This is a genomic window from Jannaschia faecimaris (assembly GCF_900107415.1).
Taxonomy (GTDB): domain Bacteria; phylum Pseudomonadota; class Alphaproteobacteria; order Rhodobacterales; family Rhodobacteraceae; genus Jannaschia; species Jannaschia faecimaris.
Genome location: NZ_FNPX01000002.1, coordinates 1 through 17,247, shown reverse-complemented (window position 1 = coordinate 17,247; position 17,247 = coordinate 1). Strand labels below are relative to the sequence as shown.

16 protein-coding genes, 1 tRNA gene and 1 pseudogene are annotated in these 17,247 nt (G+C 61.4%); 6 read left to right on the top strand and 12 right to left on the bottom strand.

Features of this window, described 5'->3' with window-relative positions; all coding sequences use genetic code 11:
• Positions 1-34: 34 nt before the first annotated feature.
• Positions 35-1,474, bottom strand: a complete 1,440-nt coding sequence (locus BLV27_RS02855; protein ID WP_092642114.1) for an NAD(P)(+) transhydrogenase (Re/Si-specific) subunit beta — start codon at positions 1,472-1,474, stop codon at positions 35-37.
• 12 nt (positions 1,475-1,486) lie between these two features.
• Entirely contained in the window at positions 1,487-3,061 is a 1,575-nt protein-coding gene (locus BLV27_RS02850) for a Re/Si-specific NAD(P)(+) transhydrogenase subunit alpha (RefSeq protein ID WP_092642111.1), read from the bottom strand.
• 108 nt (positions 3,062-3,169) lie between these two features.
• Here BLV27_RS02850 and BLV27_RS02845 point away from each other — a divergent pair, with 108 nt between their 5' ends.
• Positions 3,170-3,913 carry an SDR family NAD(P)-dependent oxidoreductase gene (locus BLV27_RS02845; RefSeq protein WP_280140283.1) on the top strand — a complete coding sequence of 248 codons (744 nt, stop codon included), beginning with the start codon at positions 3,170-3,172 and terminating at the stop codon, positions 3,911-3,913.
• Positions 3,914-3,989: 76 nt separating this feature from the next.
• A complete protein-coding gene (locus BLV27_RS02840; RefSeq protein ID WP_483094897.1) occupies positions 3,990-5,300 on the top strand; it encodes a DUF3422 family protein in 1,311 nt (436 codons plus the stop codon).
• Between the two features lie 53 nt (positions 5,301-5,353).
• On the opposite strand, the gene argB is transcribed toward BLV27_RS02840, so the two are convergent.
• From argB to rpmH, 8 genes are all read right to left on the bottom strand, one after another.
• The gene (gene argB, locus BLV27_RS02835) at positions 5,354-6,223 is read right to left on the bottom strand and encodes an acetylglutamate kinase (RefSeq protein WP_092642100.1); all 870 of its coding nucleotides are present in this window, start codon (positions 6,221-6,223) and stop codon (positions 5,354-5,356) included.
• Between the two features lie 16 nt (positions 6,224-6,239).
• Positions 6,240-6,890: a ribosome biogenesis GTP-binding protein YihA/YsxC gene (yihA, locus tag BLV27_RS02830; protein WP_092642096.1), complete on the bottom strand. Its 651-nt coding sequence runs from the start codon at positions 6,888-6,890 to the stop codon at positions 6,240-6,242.
• Positions 6,887-7,621: an MOSC domain-containing protein gene (locus BLV27_RS02825; RefSeq protein ID WP_092642093.1), complete on the bottom strand. Its 735-nt coding sequence runs from the start codon at positions 7,619-7,621 to the stop codon at positions 6,887-6,889. The genes yihA and BLV27_RS02825 overlap by 4 nt, the downstream gene beginning before the upstream one ends.
• The gene (gene yidC / locus BLV27_RS02820; RefSeq protein WP_092642091.1) at positions 7,622-9,460 is read right to left on the bottom strand and encodes a membrane protein insertase YidC; all 1,839 of its coding nucleotides are present in this window, start codon (positions 9,458-9,460) and stop codon (positions 7,622-7,624) included.
• A gap of 842 nt (positions 9,461-10,302) precedes the next feature.
• A complete protein-coding gene (gene ttcA / locus BLV27_RS02815; RefSeq protein WP_092642088.1) occupies positions 10,303-11,214 on the bottom strand; it encodes a tRNA 2-thiocytidine(32) synthetase TtcA in 912 nt (303 codons plus the stop codon).
• A 35-nt stretch (positions 11,215-11,249) separates the two neighbouring features.
• Complete coding sequence (yidD, locus tag BLV27_RS02810) at positions 11,250-11,468, bottom strand: membrane protein insertion efficiency factor YidD (protein ID WP_092642085.1); 219 nt, start codon at positions 11,466-11,468, stop codon at positions 11,250-11,252.
• Positions 11,465-11,827, bottom strand: a complete 363-nt coding sequence (gene rnpA / locus BLV27_RS02805) for a ribonuclease P protein component (RefSeq protein ID WP_092642083.1) — start codon at positions 11,825-11,827, stop codon at positions 11,465-11,467. Before rnpA ends, yidD begins: the two co-directional genes overlap by 4 nt.
• A 62-nt stretch (positions 11,828-11,889) precedes the next feature.
• Entirely contained in the window at positions 11,890-12,024 is a 135-nt protein-coding gene (gene rpmH / locus BLV27_RS02800; protein WP_012177012.1) for a 50S ribosomal protein L34, read from the bottom strand.
• A 290-nt stretch (positions 12,025-12,314) separates the two neighbouring features.
• On the opposite strand from rpmH, the gene BLV27_RS02795 reads away from it, so the two are divergent.
• From BLV27_RS02795 to BLV27_RS02780, 4 genes are all read left to right on the top strand, one after another.
• Positions 12,315-13,058 carry a TVP38/TMEM64 family protein gene (locus BLV27_RS02795; protein ID WP_092642080.1) on the top strand — a complete coding sequence of 248 codons (744 nt, stop codon included), beginning with the start codon at positions 12,315-12,317 and terminating at the stop codon, positions 13,056-13,058.
• A gap of 52 nt (positions 13,059-13,110) precedes the next feature.
• On the top strand, positions 13,111-14,523 hold the full coding sequence (locus tag BLV27_RS02790; protein WP_092642077.1) for a dihydrolipoyl dehydrogenase family protein: 1,413 nt from the start codon (positions 13,111-13,113) through the stop codon (positions 14,521-14,523).
• A gap of 72 nt (positions 14,524-14,595) precedes the next feature.
• Positions 14,596-15,984, top strand: a complete 1,389-nt coding sequence (locus BLV27_RS02785) for a sensor histidine kinase (RefSeq protein WP_092642074.1) — start codon at positions 14,596-14,598, stop codon at positions 15,982-15,984.
• 146 nt (positions 15,985-16,130) lie between these two features.
• Positions 16,131-16,207: transfer RNA gene (locus BLV27_RS02780), tRNA-Arg, on the top strand.
• 28 nt (positions 16,208-16,235) lie between these two features.
• On the opposite strand, the gene BLV27_RS19660 is transcribed toward BLV27_RS02780, so the two are convergent.
• Positions 16,236-16,994 carry a tyrosine-type recombinase/integrase gene (locus BLV27_RS19660; RefSeq protein ID WP_342023736.1) on the bottom strand — a complete coding sequence of 253 codons (759 nt, stop codon included), beginning with the start codon at positions 16,992-16,994 and terminating at the stop codon, positions 16,236-16,238.
• A 135-nt stretch (positions 16,995-17,129) separates the two neighbouring features.
• Positions 17,130-17,247, bottom strand: a pseudogene (locus tag BLV27_RS19655) (GapR family DNA-binding domain-containing protein); the annotation flags it as partial.

Below are 17,247 nucleotides of genomic sequence, written 5' to 3'. Positions count from 1 at the left end.
GCGGCCCCTGCAAACTTGCACAAGTCAAATTGCTTCAGTCGATCTTCGGCAGCAGCGCGTCCAGCGATTGCTTGGCATCGCCATAGAACATCCGCGTGTTGTCCTTGAAGAAGAGCGGATTTTCGATACCCGAATACCCGGTGCCCTGACCGCGTTTGGACACGAAGACCTGCTTCGCCTTCCAGACCTCCAGAACCGGCATGCCTGCGATGGGGCTGTTCGGGTCGTCCTGTGCGGCGGGATTCACGATGTCGTTGGAGCCAATGACGATGACAACGTCCGTGTCCGGGAAGTCATCGTTGATTTCGTCCATTTCCAGAACGATGTCGTATGGCACCTTCGCCTCGGCCAGCAGGACGTTCATATGTCCGGGCAGGCGTCCTGCGACAGGGTGGATGGCGAAGCGGACTTCCTTGCCCTTTGCGCGCAGTTTGCGGACCAATTCGGACACGGCCTGCTGCGCCTGAGCGACGGCCATGCCGTAGCCGGGAACGATGACCACGCTGTCCGCCTCGTTCAGGGCGTTGGCGACACCATCGGCGTCGATTGCGACTTGCTCTCCCTCGACTGCCATCTGCTCACCCGCCGGGCCGCCGAAGCCGCCCAGGATGACTGACACGAAGGAGCGGTTCATCGCTTTGCACATGATGTAAGACAGGATGGCACCGGAGGAGCCGACCAGCGCGCCGACCACGATCAGAAGATCGTTTCCAAGGCTGAAGCCGATCGCCGCCGCCGCCCAGCCTGAATAGCTGTTAAGCATGGACACCACGACGGGCATGTCCGCGCCGCCGATGCCCATGATGAGGTGATAACCGATGAACAGTGCGGCCAGCGTCATCAGAAAGACCGGGATGAAGCTTCCCGTGTTGAAGTACCAGATCAGGCAGATCAGCGAGAGACCTGCTGCACCGGCATTCAGCATGTGCCCACCCGGCAACTTCTTGGCGGAGGTGTCGACCTTGCCCGCCAGCTTGCCATAGGCGACGACCGAGCCGGTGAAAGTCACCGCACCGATGAAGATTCCCAGGAATAGCTCCACCCGCAGGATGTTGATTTCCACGGTGGTCTTTTTCGCAATCAGCGATGCGAACGTCCCGAAAGTTGAAGGGTCGGTTCCCGCCGCCAATTCGGTGGCCACGCGCCCGATTTCGAAATGGGCGATCAGGCCCACGAAGACAGCCGCCAGACCGACCAGCGAATGCATCGCCGCGACCAGTTCCGGCATCTGCGTCATCTGGACCCTTGTCGCCAGTTGATAACCGATGACGCCGCCAAGTCCGATCAGCACGATCGACAGCAGCCAAAGGCCCGCGCCCGGTCCGATCACGGTGGCAAAAATCGCCAACGCCATTCCAGCGATGCCGTACCAGACGGCGCGTTTCGCGCTTTCCTGACCCGATAACCCGCCTAGTGACAGAATGAAGAGGACAGCTGCGACCACGTAAGCCGCGGTGGTGAATCCGTATTCCATGACCGGTCCCCCTTAGGATTTCTGGAACATGGCGAGCATGCGCCGTGTCACGAGGAAGCCGCCGAAAATGTTGATTCCGGCCATGAAGACGGACAGTGCCGCCAGTATGATGACCAGGAACGAACCCGATCCGATCTGCACCAAGGCACCGAGGATGATGATCGACGAGATCGCATTCGTGACCGCCATCAACGGCGTGTGCAGGCTGTGCGAGACGTTCCAGATCACCTGGAATCCCACGAAGATCGACAGCACGAAAACGATGAAATGCTGCATGAAGCTAGCAGGTGCAAAGAGACCGACTAGCAAAAGCAGGCCGCCGCCGACGGCCAGCAGGCCGACCTGTTGCTTGGTCTGGGCCTTGAAGGCGGCAATTTCGTTGGCGCGCTTTTCCTCTCGTGTGAGTTCCTTGACCTTTTCCTTGGGCTTGGCCGCGATTGCCGCGACCTTGGGCGGCGGGGGCGGCCAGGTGATCTCGCCCTCATGGGTGATCGTCGAGCCCCGGATCACGTCGTCATCCATGTTGTGGTTGACCACACCGTCCTTTTCAGGCGTCAGATCTGCCATCATGTGTCGGATGTTGTTGCCATAGAGCGTGGACGATTGCGTCGCCATGCGGCTGGGGAAGTCGGTATAGCCGACGATGGTCACGCCGTTGTCGGTTACGATCTTTTCTTCCGGCACGGTCAATTCGCAGTTTCCGCCACGTTCGGCGGCCAGATCCACGATGACCGATCCGGGCTTCATCGCCTCGACCATGTCCTTCGTCCACAGGACGGGGGCAGGGCGGTTCGGGATCAGCGCGGTGCAGATCACGATGTCGATGTCGGGGGCCAGTTCGCGGAATTTCTCAAGCTGCTTCGCCTGGAACTCGGGTGAGGACGGTGGGGCATAGCCGCCGGTCGCCGCCCCGTCGGGCAATTCGCTATCCTCGAACTCAAGAAAGACGAACTCGGCACCCATGGACTCGATCTGTTCCGCAACCTCGGGTCGTACGTCGAACGCATAGGTGATCGCGCCCAGAGAAGTGGACGTGCCGATCGCGGCCAGCCCGGCCACGCCAGCCCCTACGACCAGAACCTTCGCCGGGGGCACCTTGCCCGCCGCAGTCACTTGCCCGGTGAAAAAGCGACCGAAATTGTTGCCGGCCTCGATTACGGCGCGGTAGCCGGCGATATTCGCCATCGACGAAAGCGCGTCCATCTTCTGTGCGCGCGAAATCCGGGGCACCATGTCCATCGCGATGGCTGTTGCACCCTTGGACTTCACCAGGTCCATTAGCGCCTCGTTCGACGCGGGATAGAAGAAGGAAATCAGCGTCTGGCCCTTGGTGAGGCGCTTGGCCTCGGTGTCGGTCGGCGGTCGGACCTTGGCGACGACGTCGACCATCTTGAAAAGCGAGGCAGCGGACTTCACCACCTCGACGCCAGCGGCCTTGTAGGCCTCGTCGGTAAATCCGGCGGCCATGCCGGCCCCGGCTTCGATGAATACGTCGTGGCCCAGCTTTTGCAGGTGCCCCGCGCTTTCGGGGGTGATGGCAACGCGGGCTTCGCCCTCGAGTACCTCTTTCGGTGCGCCGATCTTCATTGCATGGTCATCCCGTGGTGGTGTCGGTGTGACCTTCTATCTGCGGCGCAGCGAAGCCTCAAGGCAACAGCCTTGCTGAGATATTTTATTGCGAGAAGGGTAGAGACGTTGGGTAAACTGGCTGGACGGCATGCGCTAATCACCGGGGGCGGCACCGGTATCGGGCGCGCGATGGCCGAAACACTTATGGCGCAGGGCGCAATCGTTTCGATAACCGGACGACGGCAGGCGGCACTGGAAGAGGTCGCTGGAGCATTTCCCGTTGTCATGGACGTGACCGACCCGACATCCGTGACCGACGGCGTGGCCGTCGCCCGGGCTGCGCAGGGGCCTGTGCAAATCTGCATCGCGAACGCCGGGATCGCCGAGGGAGCTTCTTTACCCAAGACCGACGAGGCGATGTGGCGGCGAATCATGGCCACGAACCTTGATGGGTCGTACCGGGTGATCCGGGAATGCCTGCCTGACATGGATGACTGGGGCCGCGTCATCGCCGTCAGCTCCATCGCCGGTCTGAAGGGACTGAAAGGTGCGGCGGCCTACACGGCCTCCAAACATGGGATGATCGGACTGATCCGTGGGTTGGCCGCTGACTACCTGGGCCGTGGTGTCACCTTCAACGCGCTCTGTCCGGGTTATGTCGACACAGATATCGTGGCCGACAATACAACCCGCATCGTGAAAAAGACCGGCATGACCGAGGCCGATGCCCGCGACATCATGGTCGGACTGAACCCGCACCGGCGGCTGATCGAGGTGGACGAGGTTGCCGAGGCTGCCCTCTGGCTGTGTTCGGACGGGGCCCGCAGCGTCAACGGGCAGGCCATCCAGATCGCGGGTGGAGATTACTGAAGCAATTGCGGCGCGTGACCCGAAAGCCGCCATGCGATGGAATACCGCAACCACCGGCTTACATCTCGTACAGGACATGCCCCCTATCGCGCATCAACCGTCCGCCGGAGGCCTCATGCTCAAAGACTACCCGCTGCGATACGAGCTTTCCAACGAACTCCACGCACGCCCCTTTCCGGCAGTTCAAGCCGGGGCGGAGGCGGCATTCCTTGCGATCAAGCGCCCCGATGACGCGGCCAATCGAGACCGCGATGCGGACCGCGCGCATCTGCTTGCTCTGCTCGACCGATTTGGGGCTGACCACCCCAAGCCCGGTGCGACACATTACTTCGGAAAGATCGGACGGTATCGCCTGAAGTGGGAAAGCCACACGGAATTCGTGACCTATACGCTGTTCTCCGACCGTTTGGCGGACAAACCATTCGACGGTGAAATCTTCAAGGCATTGCCGAGTGACTGGCTGGCCGAGGCACCGGGAATGCGCCTGACCTCCGCGCTTTTGCGCATCGAGGAGGCGAGCGACAGCATTCCCGACAAACTTGCGGAGTGGTTTGTGCCCGAAAGCCTGGCCGCATCGAGCGTGCTTGACGACACGGCCACGGTCGCAGGCGACTTTCGCATCGATTCAACCGGCCACGTGCGCTTCGCCCTGTTCCCTGCAGCGGCCACAGGGCGGCGGCGGATCGGGCGGATCGTGCAACGCCTGTTCGAGATCGAGACCTATAAGACGATGTCCATGCTGACCCTTCCACGGGCGCGCGAATTGGGAGCCCGTTTGGGTGAAATGGACGCGCAGCTGTCCGATCTGGTCGGCGATCTTCGGCGCGCCGACTGCGATTCAGACGCGACGCTGGGTAGTCTGCTTGCCATCGGGTCCGAGCTTGAAACGATGCTCGCACGATCGGCTTTCCGCTTCGGCGCGATGGAAGCCTATACCGCGCTGGTCGAACAACGCGTCGAAGTGTTGCGTGAAGAACGGATGGACGGGCGTCAGACGTTTGCGGAATTCATGATGCGCCGGTTCGATCCGGCGATGCGCACATGCCGCTCGGTCGAGAAGCGCATGGGTGTCCTCGCCGAACGGGCGCGGCGCGCAGGCGATCTGTTGTCGACCCGCGTCAACGTCGAACGCGCCGACCAAAACCGCGAACTGCTCACGTCGATGGATCGTCGCGCGGCATTGCAATTGCGCCTGCAACGGACGGTCGAGGGGTTGTCGGTTGTTGCAATCGGATATTACGCGGTCAACCTCGTTTCTTATTTGGCCTATCCGATGGGATCGCTGGTCGGCCTGTCGAAAGAGATGATTTCCGCCTTCGCCGTCGTACCGGTTGTGCTGGCCGTCTGGTGGGTGGTGCGGCGCATCCGCGAACGAGTCGAAAGCTGAGAGCAGCGGGACATGGCCTTACGCGTCGCTTGCCCCTGATCACACAATGCGCGTCAGTCGATGCGGATCATGCTACCTGCGCCGTGGCTGGTGAACAGTTCCAGCAAGACGGCGTTGGGCACACGCCCGTCAAGAATGACGACGGCACGAACGCCCTTTTCCAGCGCATCCAGAGCGGTCTCCGTCTTTGGGATCATGCCGCCGGCGATGGTACCATCGTCCGTCATCTCGCGCACGCGGGCGGTCGTCAATTCGGTGACCACGTCGCCGGTCCGGTCCTTCACGCCGGGCACATCGGTCAGCAGGAGCAGACGGTCGGCCTTTAACGCGCCGGCAATCGCCCCGGCCGCGGTGTCACCATTGATGTTGAACGTCTCGTCTCCGTCGCCAGTGCCGATAGGGGCGATCACCGGGATCATTTCGTCACGGAACAAGCTGTGGAGCAGGGCGGGGTTCACTTCCTTCGGCGTGCCGACGAATCCGAGATCCGGATCGGTCTGATCGCAGACAATCATGTCCGTATCCTTCCCCGATAACCCGACGGCCTTGCCACCGGCAGAATTGATTGCCTGCACGATGCGCTTGTTGACTTGGCCGGCCAGCACCATTTCGACCACCTTGACCGTTTCGGCATCGGTCACGCGTTTGCCGCGCACAAACTCCGACTTCACGCCAAGACGCGCCAACAGGTCGTTAATCATCGGGCCGCCGCCGTGAACGATGACGGGGTTGATGCCGACTGTCCGCATCAGAACGACATCACGCGCAAAACTCGCCATACCCTCGTCGGATCCCATTGCGTGACCGCCCAGCTTGATGACGACGACGGCATTGTCATACCGGGTCAGGAAGGGAAGCGCCTCGTTCAGGGTGCGGGCGATGGCGGCGTTGTCGCGGGTGATCATGGCGTCTTGAATCCTCATCGTCGGGGCCTTCCCGTCACTCCATCGTGGCGATGGTTGCACGTAGCGTCGGAATGCCCCAGCCCTTTTCGCTGCTGGTCACGATCAACTCCGGAAAGGCCGCGGCGTGCTTGGCCAGGGCCGCGCGAGTCTGGTCAAGGGCCTGTTCGCGTTCGGCGTCTTTCACCTTGTCCGCCTTGGTCAGAACGGTCTGGAACGGAACCGCCGAGCGGTCGAGCAGCGTCATGATTTCCTCGTCCACGGATTTCACCCCGTGGCGCGCGTCAATCAGTACGAACGCGCGTCGCAAGCTGGGCCGACCAGACAGGTAGGCCTTGAGCAGGGCCTGCCATTTGGCCACGACTGCGACCGGCGCGTTGGCGAAGCCGTAACCGGGCAGGTCGACCAGATAGTGGCTCTCGGCGAGCGTGAAATAATTGATTTCCTGCGTCCGACCCGGAGTGTTTGAGGCGCGCGCCAACGCCTTGCGCCCGGTCAGCGCATTGATCAACGATGACTTCCCTACGTTCGAGCGGCCCGCAAAGCAGACCTCCAATCGGTCGGCTGGGGGCATGCCGGACATCGCAACGACACCCTTCAGAAACTCCCCGCCCGTTGCGAAAAGCTTGCGGCCCAACTCCTCCGCTTCGGGGGATGGTGCATCGGCGACCGGAAATGGAAGCTTCACAGGATTTCCACTTTTGCTCCGGGCGCGATTTCCCCACCCTCGATTACTTCGGCGTATATGCCGAAATCCTGATGGTCCCAAGTTCGCAACACGCCCAGCGTATCCGCGTCCCGGCGACCGGTCTTCGGGTTCGCCTCGGTCGCGCGACAACGGGTGATGCGCTGCGTCCCTTTCAGGACCGCGTCGCCGATACGGAACGTCCGTCCCACCAAGTCAAATTCTTCCCAAGGTGCAAACCCGTCAATCCAAAGATTCCCGCGCCAGCGGTGGATCGAAAGATCTCGCCCCAGCTTTTGTTCGACTGCGCGGTGGCTGGCCAGGCTGTGAACCGACACCCAGGCATCCGGCACATCGGTGAAACCAGTATCGCTCGCCACAACGGCCTTGGGTTGTGGCAAATCATCCGGCCAGATCGCGCGCAACCAGGCGACTAACATCTCTGGCGCATCATCGGGCGCGACAGTCAGATCCGTCTGGTCGGGATGGTGAAGTGTTACAGATCGGCCTGGCTCGTCCAGCGTCGCCGTCACGGCCATCAGGCCCGGCCCGCTGACCCCTCGCAGGAAATTCGCCTTTTGGGCCCATCCGCCGTCAACCGGATTGGCCTTGTCGTGGGTAACGGCCCAATGCCTGTCGAACGGCAAGGTACAACAGGGCGAAAGTGTAACACGATCAAGCGGTTCACGGCCGATCGCCTTTATTGGATGTCGCCAGATCTGGGCCAGATCCACCTACTTGTCCTTCTTGTTGTCGACCACAGCGGCCTTCTTCTTAAAACCGGACCTGATGTTGCCGAACAGGTCGGGCTTTGATCCATGACTGCGCATAATGGAATACTGCTGGATAAACGTAATGGTGTTGTTCGCGATCCAGTAAACAACCAGGCCCGAAGCAAACCCACCCAGCATGAACATGAACACCCAGGGCAACCAGGCAAAGATCATCGCTTGCGTGGGGTCGGTGGGGGCCGGGTTCAGCTTTTGCTGGAGCCACATCGAAACGCCCAACATGATCGGAAGTATCCCGATGAAGACCAGCGACAGGATCGACGCCGGCTCTGGCGCGGCGAAAGGCAGCAGGCCGAACAGGTTTAGCAGGGATGTCGGATCCGGCGCGCTCAGGTCTTGGAACGGGCCGAAGAAGGCGGCGTGGCGAAGCTCGATCGTGACGAAAATAACCTTGTAAAGGCTGAAGAAGATCGGAATTTGCAGCAGGATTGGCAAACAGCCCGCAGCGGGGTTAACCTTATTCTTCTTGTAAAGCTCCATCATGCCTTGCTGAAGCTTCTGGCGGTCGTCGCCGGCCTTCTCCTTCAGCTTTTCCATCTCTGGCTGCAATTCCTTCATCCGCGCCATCGAGACATAGGATTTATACGCCAGCGGCAGCAGGATCGCCTTGATCCCCAGAGTCAGGACGATGATCGCGATACCCATGTTCCCGATCAAGGCGTGCAGGAAGTGCAAGGCGGCGAAGATCGGTTTGGTCAGGAAAAAGAACCAGCCCCAGTCGATCGTGTCGATGAAACCGGGCACGCCCTCTTCATTCTGGTAGTGCTGTAGCTCTTCCCATTCCTTTGCCCCGGCAAAGATCTTGCTATCGGACGCGGTCGTGGAACCTGCGGGCACTTCCACGACGGGCAGGCGTGTCTCGGTCTGGTAGATTTCCGCGCCGGGGACATATTTCACGACAGTCGTCGCTTGGGTTGTGACGTCCGGAATGAGGGTCGTCATCCAATACTTGTCCGCGAACCCGATCCAGCCCTCTTCGGTGATGGAATAGCTTTCCATCGGTGCAGCCTCGACCGGATTGAGGTCAAGGTCGGGCATGTCGCCGTACTCGATACGTTCAACGATGCCGTCGGCATGAGCAACGACGCCTTCATGGCTGATGAAGAAATTCTCGACGTCTGGCTCGCCGTGGCGCGCGATCTGGCCAAAGGGAAACAGGCGTACAGGATTATCCGTCCGGTTCTCGACCGACTGCCTGACCGAAAACATGAAGTCTTCGTCAACGGCAATCGTCTTGGTGAAAAGCAGACCGGCTCCATTGTCCCAAGTCAGAACCAACGGTGTTTCCGGGGTGAGGACTGCATCATCGGGTGCCGACCATGCCGTCTGCGGTGTAGGAACGGCATCATTCGCCAGATCTCCCGCCGGGACCCATCCATGCAATGCGTAGTAAGCGTTCGGGGCATTTGCGGGTGAGAGCAACGTCACGATTGGTGAATTGTCATCCAGCGTTTCACGATACCCTTTGAGAGAGAGGTCGTCGATGCGCCCTCCGATCAGGGAAACCGAGCCTGTGAGGCGTGGTGTCTCGATCGTGACGCGCGCGGTCCCAGCGATGGCCTTGGCGCGTGTCTCTGCGGGGTCCGCGATGACTGCCCCCGGTGCAACGACTGTTCCGCCCGGTATCGCGGGGGTGACTGCCGTGGTCGCGGCAGGTGTGCCATCTGACGTCACGGCGTCACCGGGCACCTGCGTCTCCGGCGGGAAAACGAGGAACCAGACCAACAGGACCGCCGCGCTCAGCACGGTGGCAAGTATGAGATTCTTATTCTGATCGTCCATGAAAGACCTGTCACGCGCGGATGGGAGGTTGCGCGCCGTTCAACAGACCGCAGTCCGGAACGTCAAGGCGAAAGCGGGATTTGGGATATTGGCTAGGCCGCAATGACCGGGGTGTAGGCGTGGGGACGGTTGCGTCCGGGTAATATCTAAGGGCCGATCCCTCAGGCGGAACGTAGTTGTTGCTTCACGCCGAAATTGCCTGACCGCAGAGAAGTGCCGCAGTCGCCCAGACGTCCCTCTTTGAACAGTATAGCCTTGGCGATGCCGAGTTTCTGCACGAACGGGCCCCCCGGTTTCTGTCAGCGTGGCCTGCCCTTGCGGGGTCCCTACGGCATGGGTGAGGGTGTCGGTCAAAGCACCGCTCAGCCACGCCGAGGATGGCGACAACGGCTTTGCGTTGCCCATGGATTGCGGTCGATCGGATGAATAAAGCTACGACCGATCTTGAAACGGTGGTGCCGAACTGCGCAATTCGGGCGACGAAGGCGGGGCCGAGACCGAAATCTTCGTGGACGCCCTCCATAAGTGCTGAGGGGGGGGAGCCGCGTCACACGCTGATCCGCTCCGACAAGCGCAGATTGTTACGCGCGTGACCCTGGGTTTGGTGTGGACGTGGAGTGCGATAGGCAGTGGCAATATTTCGACGGGAACCATGGCCAAGGTATCTTGCTCCAAAATCCAAGCCATTGCCGCGAGAGCGGGAAAGACCGTCATCCGGTCGACTCGCGCAAACAATCCGGGCAGCTGAATGCTCCACTTGCGTCCGACTTGGCCCCGATCTGCCGTTGCGTCCTCCAGGACCTTTCAGGGGCAGGATTGGCAATGGAAGCCTCAAGCAAGCCCTAACGAAGGGCTGGTATGTCGCTGAAAGTGTTCGGATCGTGAACGTCCGTCACGGTCGCGCCGGGCGCAAGGCCTGCGAAATCGAACAGTTCCGGGTCCAGCATATGGGATGGCCGCACCTGCATCAGGGCCGAGAACATCTTGGCCCGCCGCCCGGGTGCCCGCGTTTCCCATTCGTCCAGCATTCGCTTTATGACCTGTCGTTGCAGGCCGTCTTGAGACCCGCACAGATCGCAGGGAATGATCGGGTAATCCATCGCGCGCGCAAAGGTCTCGCAATCGGACTCTGCCACGTGCGCCAGGGGGCGAAGCAAAGTGAGGTCGCCTTCGTCGTTCAACAACTTCGGCGGCATGGTTGCGATCTTGCCACCGTGAAACAGGTTCAGGAAGAACGTCTCAAGGATATCGTCGCGGTGATGCCCCAGAACGACAGAGGTGCAGCCTTCCTCCCGCGCGACACGATAGAGATTCGCGCGCCTCAGGCGGGAGCAGAGCGCGCAATAGGTTCGCCCGGCGGGGACTTTGTCCTTCACCACGGAATAGGTGTCGCGATATTCGATGCGGTGGGGTACGCCCATCCTCTCCAGAAACGCTGGCAAGACCGTGGCCGGAAATCCCGGCTGCCCCTGATCCAGATTACACGCCACAAGGTCGACGGGCAGCAGGCCGCGCCATTGCAGCTCGGTCAGAACGGCCAGCAGGGTATAGCTGTCCTTGCCGCCCGACAGACAAACCAGCCATTTCCTGCGGGGCCCGTCGCGGTCAATCATGCCGTAGCGCTCGATCGCCTCTCGGGTTTCGCGGATCAGCCGTTTGCGTAACTTTCGAAATTCGGTCGTCTTGGGCGCGCCGTGGAACAAGGCGTGGATGTCGTCGCCCGTGTCGGGTGCTTCGTGCAGGGTGTCGGGCATGTGAGTCTCCGGGAGTTGCCTGCGAAATATGGGCCTCAGGGGACGTTGTCGATGCCGGAGCCGCCCCAGGGATGGCAGCGCGCGATTCGCCGTGCCGCAAGCCAGCCGCCCTTAAGTCCCCCATGTTTGCGCAAGGCTTCAAGAGCATAGACGGAACAGGTGGGCTGATACCGGCAGTTGTGCCCCACGTGCGGCGAGAACACCGCGCGATAGGCATGGACTGGCCAGGATAGAATGCGGGCAAGTGGGGTCACGGGCGGCCCCGCTGCGCACGACCGGAGTGCGCCTTGTCCAATGCGTGTTGCAGATCACCACGCATTGCCGCGAAGTCGCGCGCGGCGGTCGCGCCAGCCCGTCCGATCAGCACATAGTCCCATCCGGGCCGACCCTGCGTTGGCAAGTCAAGCCGCGCGACCTCGCGCAGGCGCCGTTTGGCGCGGTTGCGTGCAACGGCGTTGCCGACTTTCTTGGAACAGGTGAACCCTACGCCGATCATCGGATCGTCGTCGCCCCGATCGCGCGCCTGAAGTAGGAACGATCCGGCCGGAACGCGTAGGGCGCGGTTCATCGTCAGGAATTGCGCGCGGACCTTCAGCAGCCGAAGGGGTGGCATGCGCAAAGACGCCGGAGAGTTCGTCCTCTCCGGCGTCGAAACCGTAACGTCGCTCAAGTGGCTTATGCCGACAGGGACTTCCGACCGCGGGCGCGGCGGGCGTTCAGGATCTTGCGGCCGGCTTTCGTAGCCATGCGCGCGCGGAAACCGTGACGCCGCTTGCGTACGAGGTTCGAGGGCTGAAAGGTGCGTTTCATCGCAGGCTCTCCGACATCATGTTGGGCCGGATCCTTGGTGAATCGACGACCGGGTAAACTGGAAGCCGCCACCTAGGCGAGGGCGTCCGGGGTGTCAACAAGGCGAACGCCGCTCTGACGCCTTTCTTGCCGTAGCACCTGGGCGCGGAGTCCGTCATGACATTGTAACAATCGGGCCGGATGGGCGGTAGAGGCACACGCTCCGTCAACTGCCCGTGAACGGGGATGTCGCCCTGCGGACTTTGACGTCATGCCCGGTTCTGACGGCTCTTTACACACAGGACCTAGATATGACCGATGGAACGATGAAGCAGTCAGACAAGCCGCGCCGCGCACTCGCCCGCTATCTGCCTCTCGCCTTCGTCGTTACGGTCGCGGCGCTTGGCGCATTCTTTCTGCGGGATTACCTGACTTTTCAGACACTCGCCGACAACCGCGAGGCGCTGATCGCTCTCCGGGACGCCAACTACCTGGCGACTGTGACGGCATTCATGCTGGCCTATATCGTGATTGTCGGATTTTCTCTGCCGGGTGCCGCCATCGCCACTCTGACGGGCGGGTTTCTGTTCGGGCTGTTCCCCGGTGCCCTTTTCAACGCGGTCTCCGCGACCATCGGGGCGACCGGTATCTTTCTAGCCGCAAAATATGGGCTGGGTGACAGGCTTGCCGCGAAGATGGATGCGTCCGGTGGCGCGGTCAGAAAAATCAAGGACGGAATTCGCGAGGATGAGACTTCATACCTTTTCATCATGCGCCTTGTACCGGCGGTACCATTCTTTGTCGCCAACCTGGTACCTGCGTTCGTTGGTGTTTCCTTGCGTAAGTTCATACTAACCACGTTCTTCGGCATCTTGCCGGGCGGCGTAGTCTATACTTGGGTTGGTGCCGGATTGGGCGATGTCTTTGCCCGTGGAGACACGCCGGACCTAGGCATCATTTTCGAGCCGCAGATTCTTGGCCCCATACTTGCGCTGGTCGCGTTGGCCTTCTTGCCCGTCGTCGTGAAGAAATTTCGCAAGAAGCCGGGGGCCTGAGATGAATCCACCGAATGCACCGCGAGACATGCAACGCCATCAGGAGTTTCCCATGGAAGTCATCAAGACCGACGTTCTCGTGATCGGGGCAGGGTCCGGAGGGTTGAGCTTTGCGGCGGGTGCCAGCCAAATGGGGGCCGATGTGACCCTGCTGGAGGGCCACAGGATGGGCGGTGATTGCCTGAACTTTGGTTGTATTCCTTCGAAGGCGTTGATCGCTGCCGGCAAACACGCTCACGCAATGACCACGGGCGGGGCCTTCGGCGTCACACCCGTCCAGCCAAAGATCGATTATGCCGGAGCCAAGGCGCATGTACAGAAGGTCATCGAAACCATCGCGCCGGTTGACAGCAAGGAGCGGTTCGAGGGTCTTGGTGTCCGGGTTATCCGTGAATTCGGTGCCTTTACCGACAAGGATACCGTCGTTGCGGGCAACTATCGAATCACGGCGCGGCGCATCGTCATCGCGACCGGGTCGTCCCCCTTCGTGCCGCCCATTCCGGGTCTGGCGGACGTGCCGTATTACACGAACGAAACCATTTTCGATCTTATGGAGAGGCCCGATCACCTGATCATCATTGGTGGCGGCCCCATCGGGATGGAGATGGCGCAGGCCCACGTTCGTCTCGGGTGTAAAGTCACGGTGATCGAGGCGGCCAAGGCCATGGGCAAGGATGACCCAGAGCTGGCCGCGATAGTGCTGCGCAACCTGCGGGCCGAAGGGATCGAGATCGTGGAAGGGGCGAAAGCCGAAAAAGTGTCGGGCAAGGCGGGCGACGTTACCGTCCAGACCGACAAGGGTACCCATACGGGCACGCACCTTCTGATGGCAGTGGGGCGCAAGGCCAACATCGAGCGGTTGAGCCTGGATGCTGCCGGGGTCAAGCACGACCGCGCGATCAAGGTCGGGGCCGATCTGCGCACGACGAACCGCAAGGTCTATGCGATCGGCGACGTCGCGGGCGGTCTGCAATTCACCCACGTCGCGGGCTACCACGGGGCAACGGTAATCCGGCCAATCCTGTTCGGTCTGATGGCCAAGGCACGCACGGATCACATCCCCTGGGCCACCTATACCGATCCGGAACTTGCGCAGGTCGGTCTGACCGAGGCAGAGGCCCGCAAGAAGCACGGTTCGGCCCTAGAGGTGCTGCGTTTCGAATATGATGAAAACGACCGCGCCATCACCGAAGGCAAGACCGATGGATTGATCAAGGTGATGGTCGTGAAGGGACGTCCCGTCGGGGCGTCGATCGTCGGTGCCCAAGCCGGCGAACTGATCGCGCTTTGGGCGCTGGTCATCGCCAACAAGCTCAAGATCGGGGCGGTCGCGAACATGGTCGCGCCCTATCCGATACTTGGCGAGATCAGTAAGCGCGCGGCGGGACAATATTACGTCCCCCGACTTTTCGACAGCCCCATGGTCAAGAAGGTGGTCGCGCTTATCCAGCGTTACGTACCCTGACCCTTTGCCCCGGTCGCCAAGCCGCCGCCGGGGCGCTAGACTTGTCGCAATGAACCTTCGACCGGACATCAAATGCTGAAGACTCTTTCCGGCCGCTTCCTGATCTTGACCGTTGTCTTTGTGATGCTGGCCGAGGTTCTAATTTTTGTGCCGTCGATCGCTCGTTTCCGGCTCGAATATCTTACTGACCGGATGGAGCGAGCGCAGATCGCATCCCTCGCCCTTCTGGGTGCGCGCGACATGATCGACGAGGCGGTCGAGGTCGAGCTGCTCGAGAATGCCGGAGTGCTCAACGTGGTGTTGCGCCGGGACGCGTTGCGGCAGTTGGTCTTGTCGTCCGACCTGCCGGGGCCCGTGACCCAAACCGTGGATCTGCGGGATCCATCGCCTGCAATCCTGATCCGCGATGCTCTTGCCCGTTTCGTGACGCCCGAACCCGAGATCATCCGCGTCATTTCCGAACCCGCGCGTGGCGGCGGCGTGCAGATCGAGGCTGCGATCGATACCGGCGATCTGCACGCTGCAATGATTGATTACGGGATTAATATTCTCTGGCTGTCATTGGTGATCTCGGTCATCACCTCAGCCTTTTTATTCATAGCTGTTCGTCGCTTGATGGTCATGCCGGTCAAGAAGTTGGCCCGCCACATGATGAGTTTCGCCTCGGCCCCCGAGGACGCGCGCCGCATCATTGAGCCATCAAGCAATGTACGCGAACTGCGCGAGGCGGAGACAGCACTGCACGACCTGGAGACCCAGCTTTCGCAATCCTTGCGGCAGAAGGAGCGTTTGGCACAACTGGGAAGCGCCGTCGCAAAGATCAGTCATGACCTGCGCAACATCTTGACGACCGCAACGTTGCTGGCCGACCGTATGGAGACGGTCGACGACCCAACGGTGCGACGCGTAGCCCCAAAGATCGTGAAGTCCCTGACCCGCGCGGTCAACCTGACCGAGGGCACATTGGCCTTTGGAAAAGCAGATGAAGCGCCACCCGCTCTGCAACTTCTGGATGCCTGCGTCTTTTTCGAGGAGATATGCGAAGGAGAGCAACTGGCCGTCGACCCCGATATCGTCCGGATTCGACATTCAGTTCCCGCGGGCCTCCAGCTGCGCGCCGATCCAGAACAGATGCACCGCATTATCGGCAACCTGATCCGCAACGCGCGACAGGCGGTACAAGCCACTGGTAAACCGGGCGAAATCGAGGTGATCGCAGCCGATGCGGGCAACTGCTGGCAAGTGCGCGTGACCGATACCGGCCCCGGCCTGCCGCCACGGGCGCAGGAGAACTTATTCCAAGCGTTTCAGGGCAACGTGCGCAAGGGTGGCACGGGGCTGGGCCTCGCGATCGCGTCGGAACTGGTTCGCGGCCATGGAGGTACCCTGACTTTGGAAAAGACGGGGGAGACGGGCACGACTTTTCTCATTGTATTGCCGCAGCAGATGGGTGTTGTCTGAGCGGTCAGTCGCCGCAGATGGCCGAGAGACATGGGTCCGAACGCTCCCAAATTTCGCTTGCCGCAAGTGCGTGTTATGCGCTCCGAGATTTCCGCACGATACCCCTTGCGCCTCCGTCGCGCTGGGTCTATCCCGCCCCACGTAGTGCGCTGGTAGCTCAGTTGGATAGAGTACTTGACTACGAATCAAGGGGTCGGGGGTTCGAATCCTCCCCAGCGCGCCATCATCCAAAAAAAATTAAGCATAAACAGTCACTTGCGGGCGTGTGTGCGACTTGGCGCGGCCTGTGTGCTTGTGTTCCGTTCTTGTTCCGGTCCCATATTGGCCCGTCGGCGCGACGCGGCGCGGGTGTAGCGTTCAACCTCTTTCAGCGACTGATGGCCGGTCCACGCGGCGATCTGGTGCGTCGTGGCCCCGCCTTCGGCCAGCGCGACGGCACGGGCCTTGCGCAGCCCGTGCGCGGACTTTTCGACACCGGCTTCGCGGGCGGCGGTGCGGATCATCTGGCCGAGACTCTTAGAGGACTTCGGGCGACCCTGCGTCGTGGCAAGGAAGGTCATCTGTCGCGGTACATGGGTCAAAGCCTGGTGCATCAGGTCGCGGTCGGCCTGCAGGTGCGCGGCGTGATCGGCCAGCGGGCCGGTCCATGGAACGTGTGCGTCGTCGCCGGTCTTGCCCTGGCGAAATGACAGGACGCCGTCACGGATGTGTCCCGGTCCGATCACGCAGGCGTCGCCGATCCGCACGCCCGTCCAGAACAGGAGTTCCATCGCCCGGCGCGGCGCGGTGCTGATCGGCCAGCGCGCGCGGAATGCGGCGACGTCGGCGGCGGTCCACGGTGGGTGGCCGTCCGTCTTCGGGCGATCAATCCTGACGCCGATCGTCGGGTCGTTCGCCATCCGCCGCTTGTTCACGGCGCAAAGGAAGCGCCACGCTTTCAGGCGGTCGATCGGTGATGCTGCGCGGTCGCAGTCAGTTTCGACGTGATGTTGTTTCAGGCCGGTGTGCATGGCGTTCGTGCTCGCTTGCGCAATTGCGTCGAGGTTGCGGGCCAGCGCACGGCGGTAGCCGTCTGAGAAGGCGGCGAATGCGTCGCTGGCCTTCGCGATCCGGGCCAGCGCCGCGACTGATCCTTCGCGTGGCGGCAGGTCGCGGGGCGCGTTGCCGACGGCGATGTCGTCGGCTTCGCGTTTGCGCAGGGCGATGATCTTGCGCATGACCTTGGTGTCGTAGCCGCGCCCCTTGGCTTCGGACATGACATCC

Bases quoted from the DNA above. Each gene is read 5' to 3' on its own strand.
- BLV27_RS02795 (WP_092642080.1), top strand. From the start codon at position 12,315: ATGACCGATGGAACGATGAAGCAGTCAGACAAGCCGCGCCGCGCACTC.
- BLV27_RS02785 (WP_092642074.1), top strand. From the start codon at position 14,596: ATGCTGAAGACTCTTTCCGGCCGCTTCCTGATCTTGACCGTTGTCTTT.
- BLV27_RS02840 (WP_483094897.1), top strand. From the start codon at position 3,990: ATGCCCCCTATCGCGCATCAACCGTCCGCCGGAGGCCTCATGCTCAAA.
- BLV27_RS02790 (WP_092642077.1), top strand. From the start codon at position 13,111: ATGGAAGTCATCAAGACCGACGTTCTCGTGATCGGGGCAGGGTCCGGA.
- rnpA (WP_092642083.1), bottom strand. From the start codon at position 11,827: ATGCCACCCCTTCGGCTGCTGAAGGTCCGCGCGCAATTCCTGACGATG.
- BLV27_RS19660 (WP_342023736.1), bottom strand. From the start codon at position 16,994: ATGCACACCGGCCTGAAACAACATCACGTCGAAACTGACTGCGACCGC.
- ttcA (WP_092642088.1), bottom strand. From the start codon at position 11,214: ATGCCCGACACCCTGCACGAAGCACCCGACACGGGCGACGACATCCAC.
- BLV27_RS02855 (WP_092642114.1), bottom strand. From the start codon at position 1,474: ATGGAATACGGATTCACCACCGCGGCTTACGTGGTCGCAGCTGTCCTC.
- yidC (WP_092642091.1), bottom strand. From the start codon at position 9,460: ATGGACGATCAGAATAAGAATCTCATACTTGCCACCGTGCTGAGCGCG.
- argB (WP_092642100.1), bottom strand. From the start codon at position 6,223: ATGAGGATTCAAGACGCCATGATCACCCGCGACAACGCCGCCATCGCC.
- BLV27_RS02850 (WP_092642111.1), bottom strand. From the start codon at position 3,061: ATGAAGATCGGCGCACCGAAAGAGGTACTCGAGGGCGAAGCCCGCGTT.
- rpmH (WP_012177012.1), bottom strand. From the start codon at position 12,024: ATGAAACGCACCTTTCAGCCCTCGAACCTCGTACGCAAGCGGCGTCAC.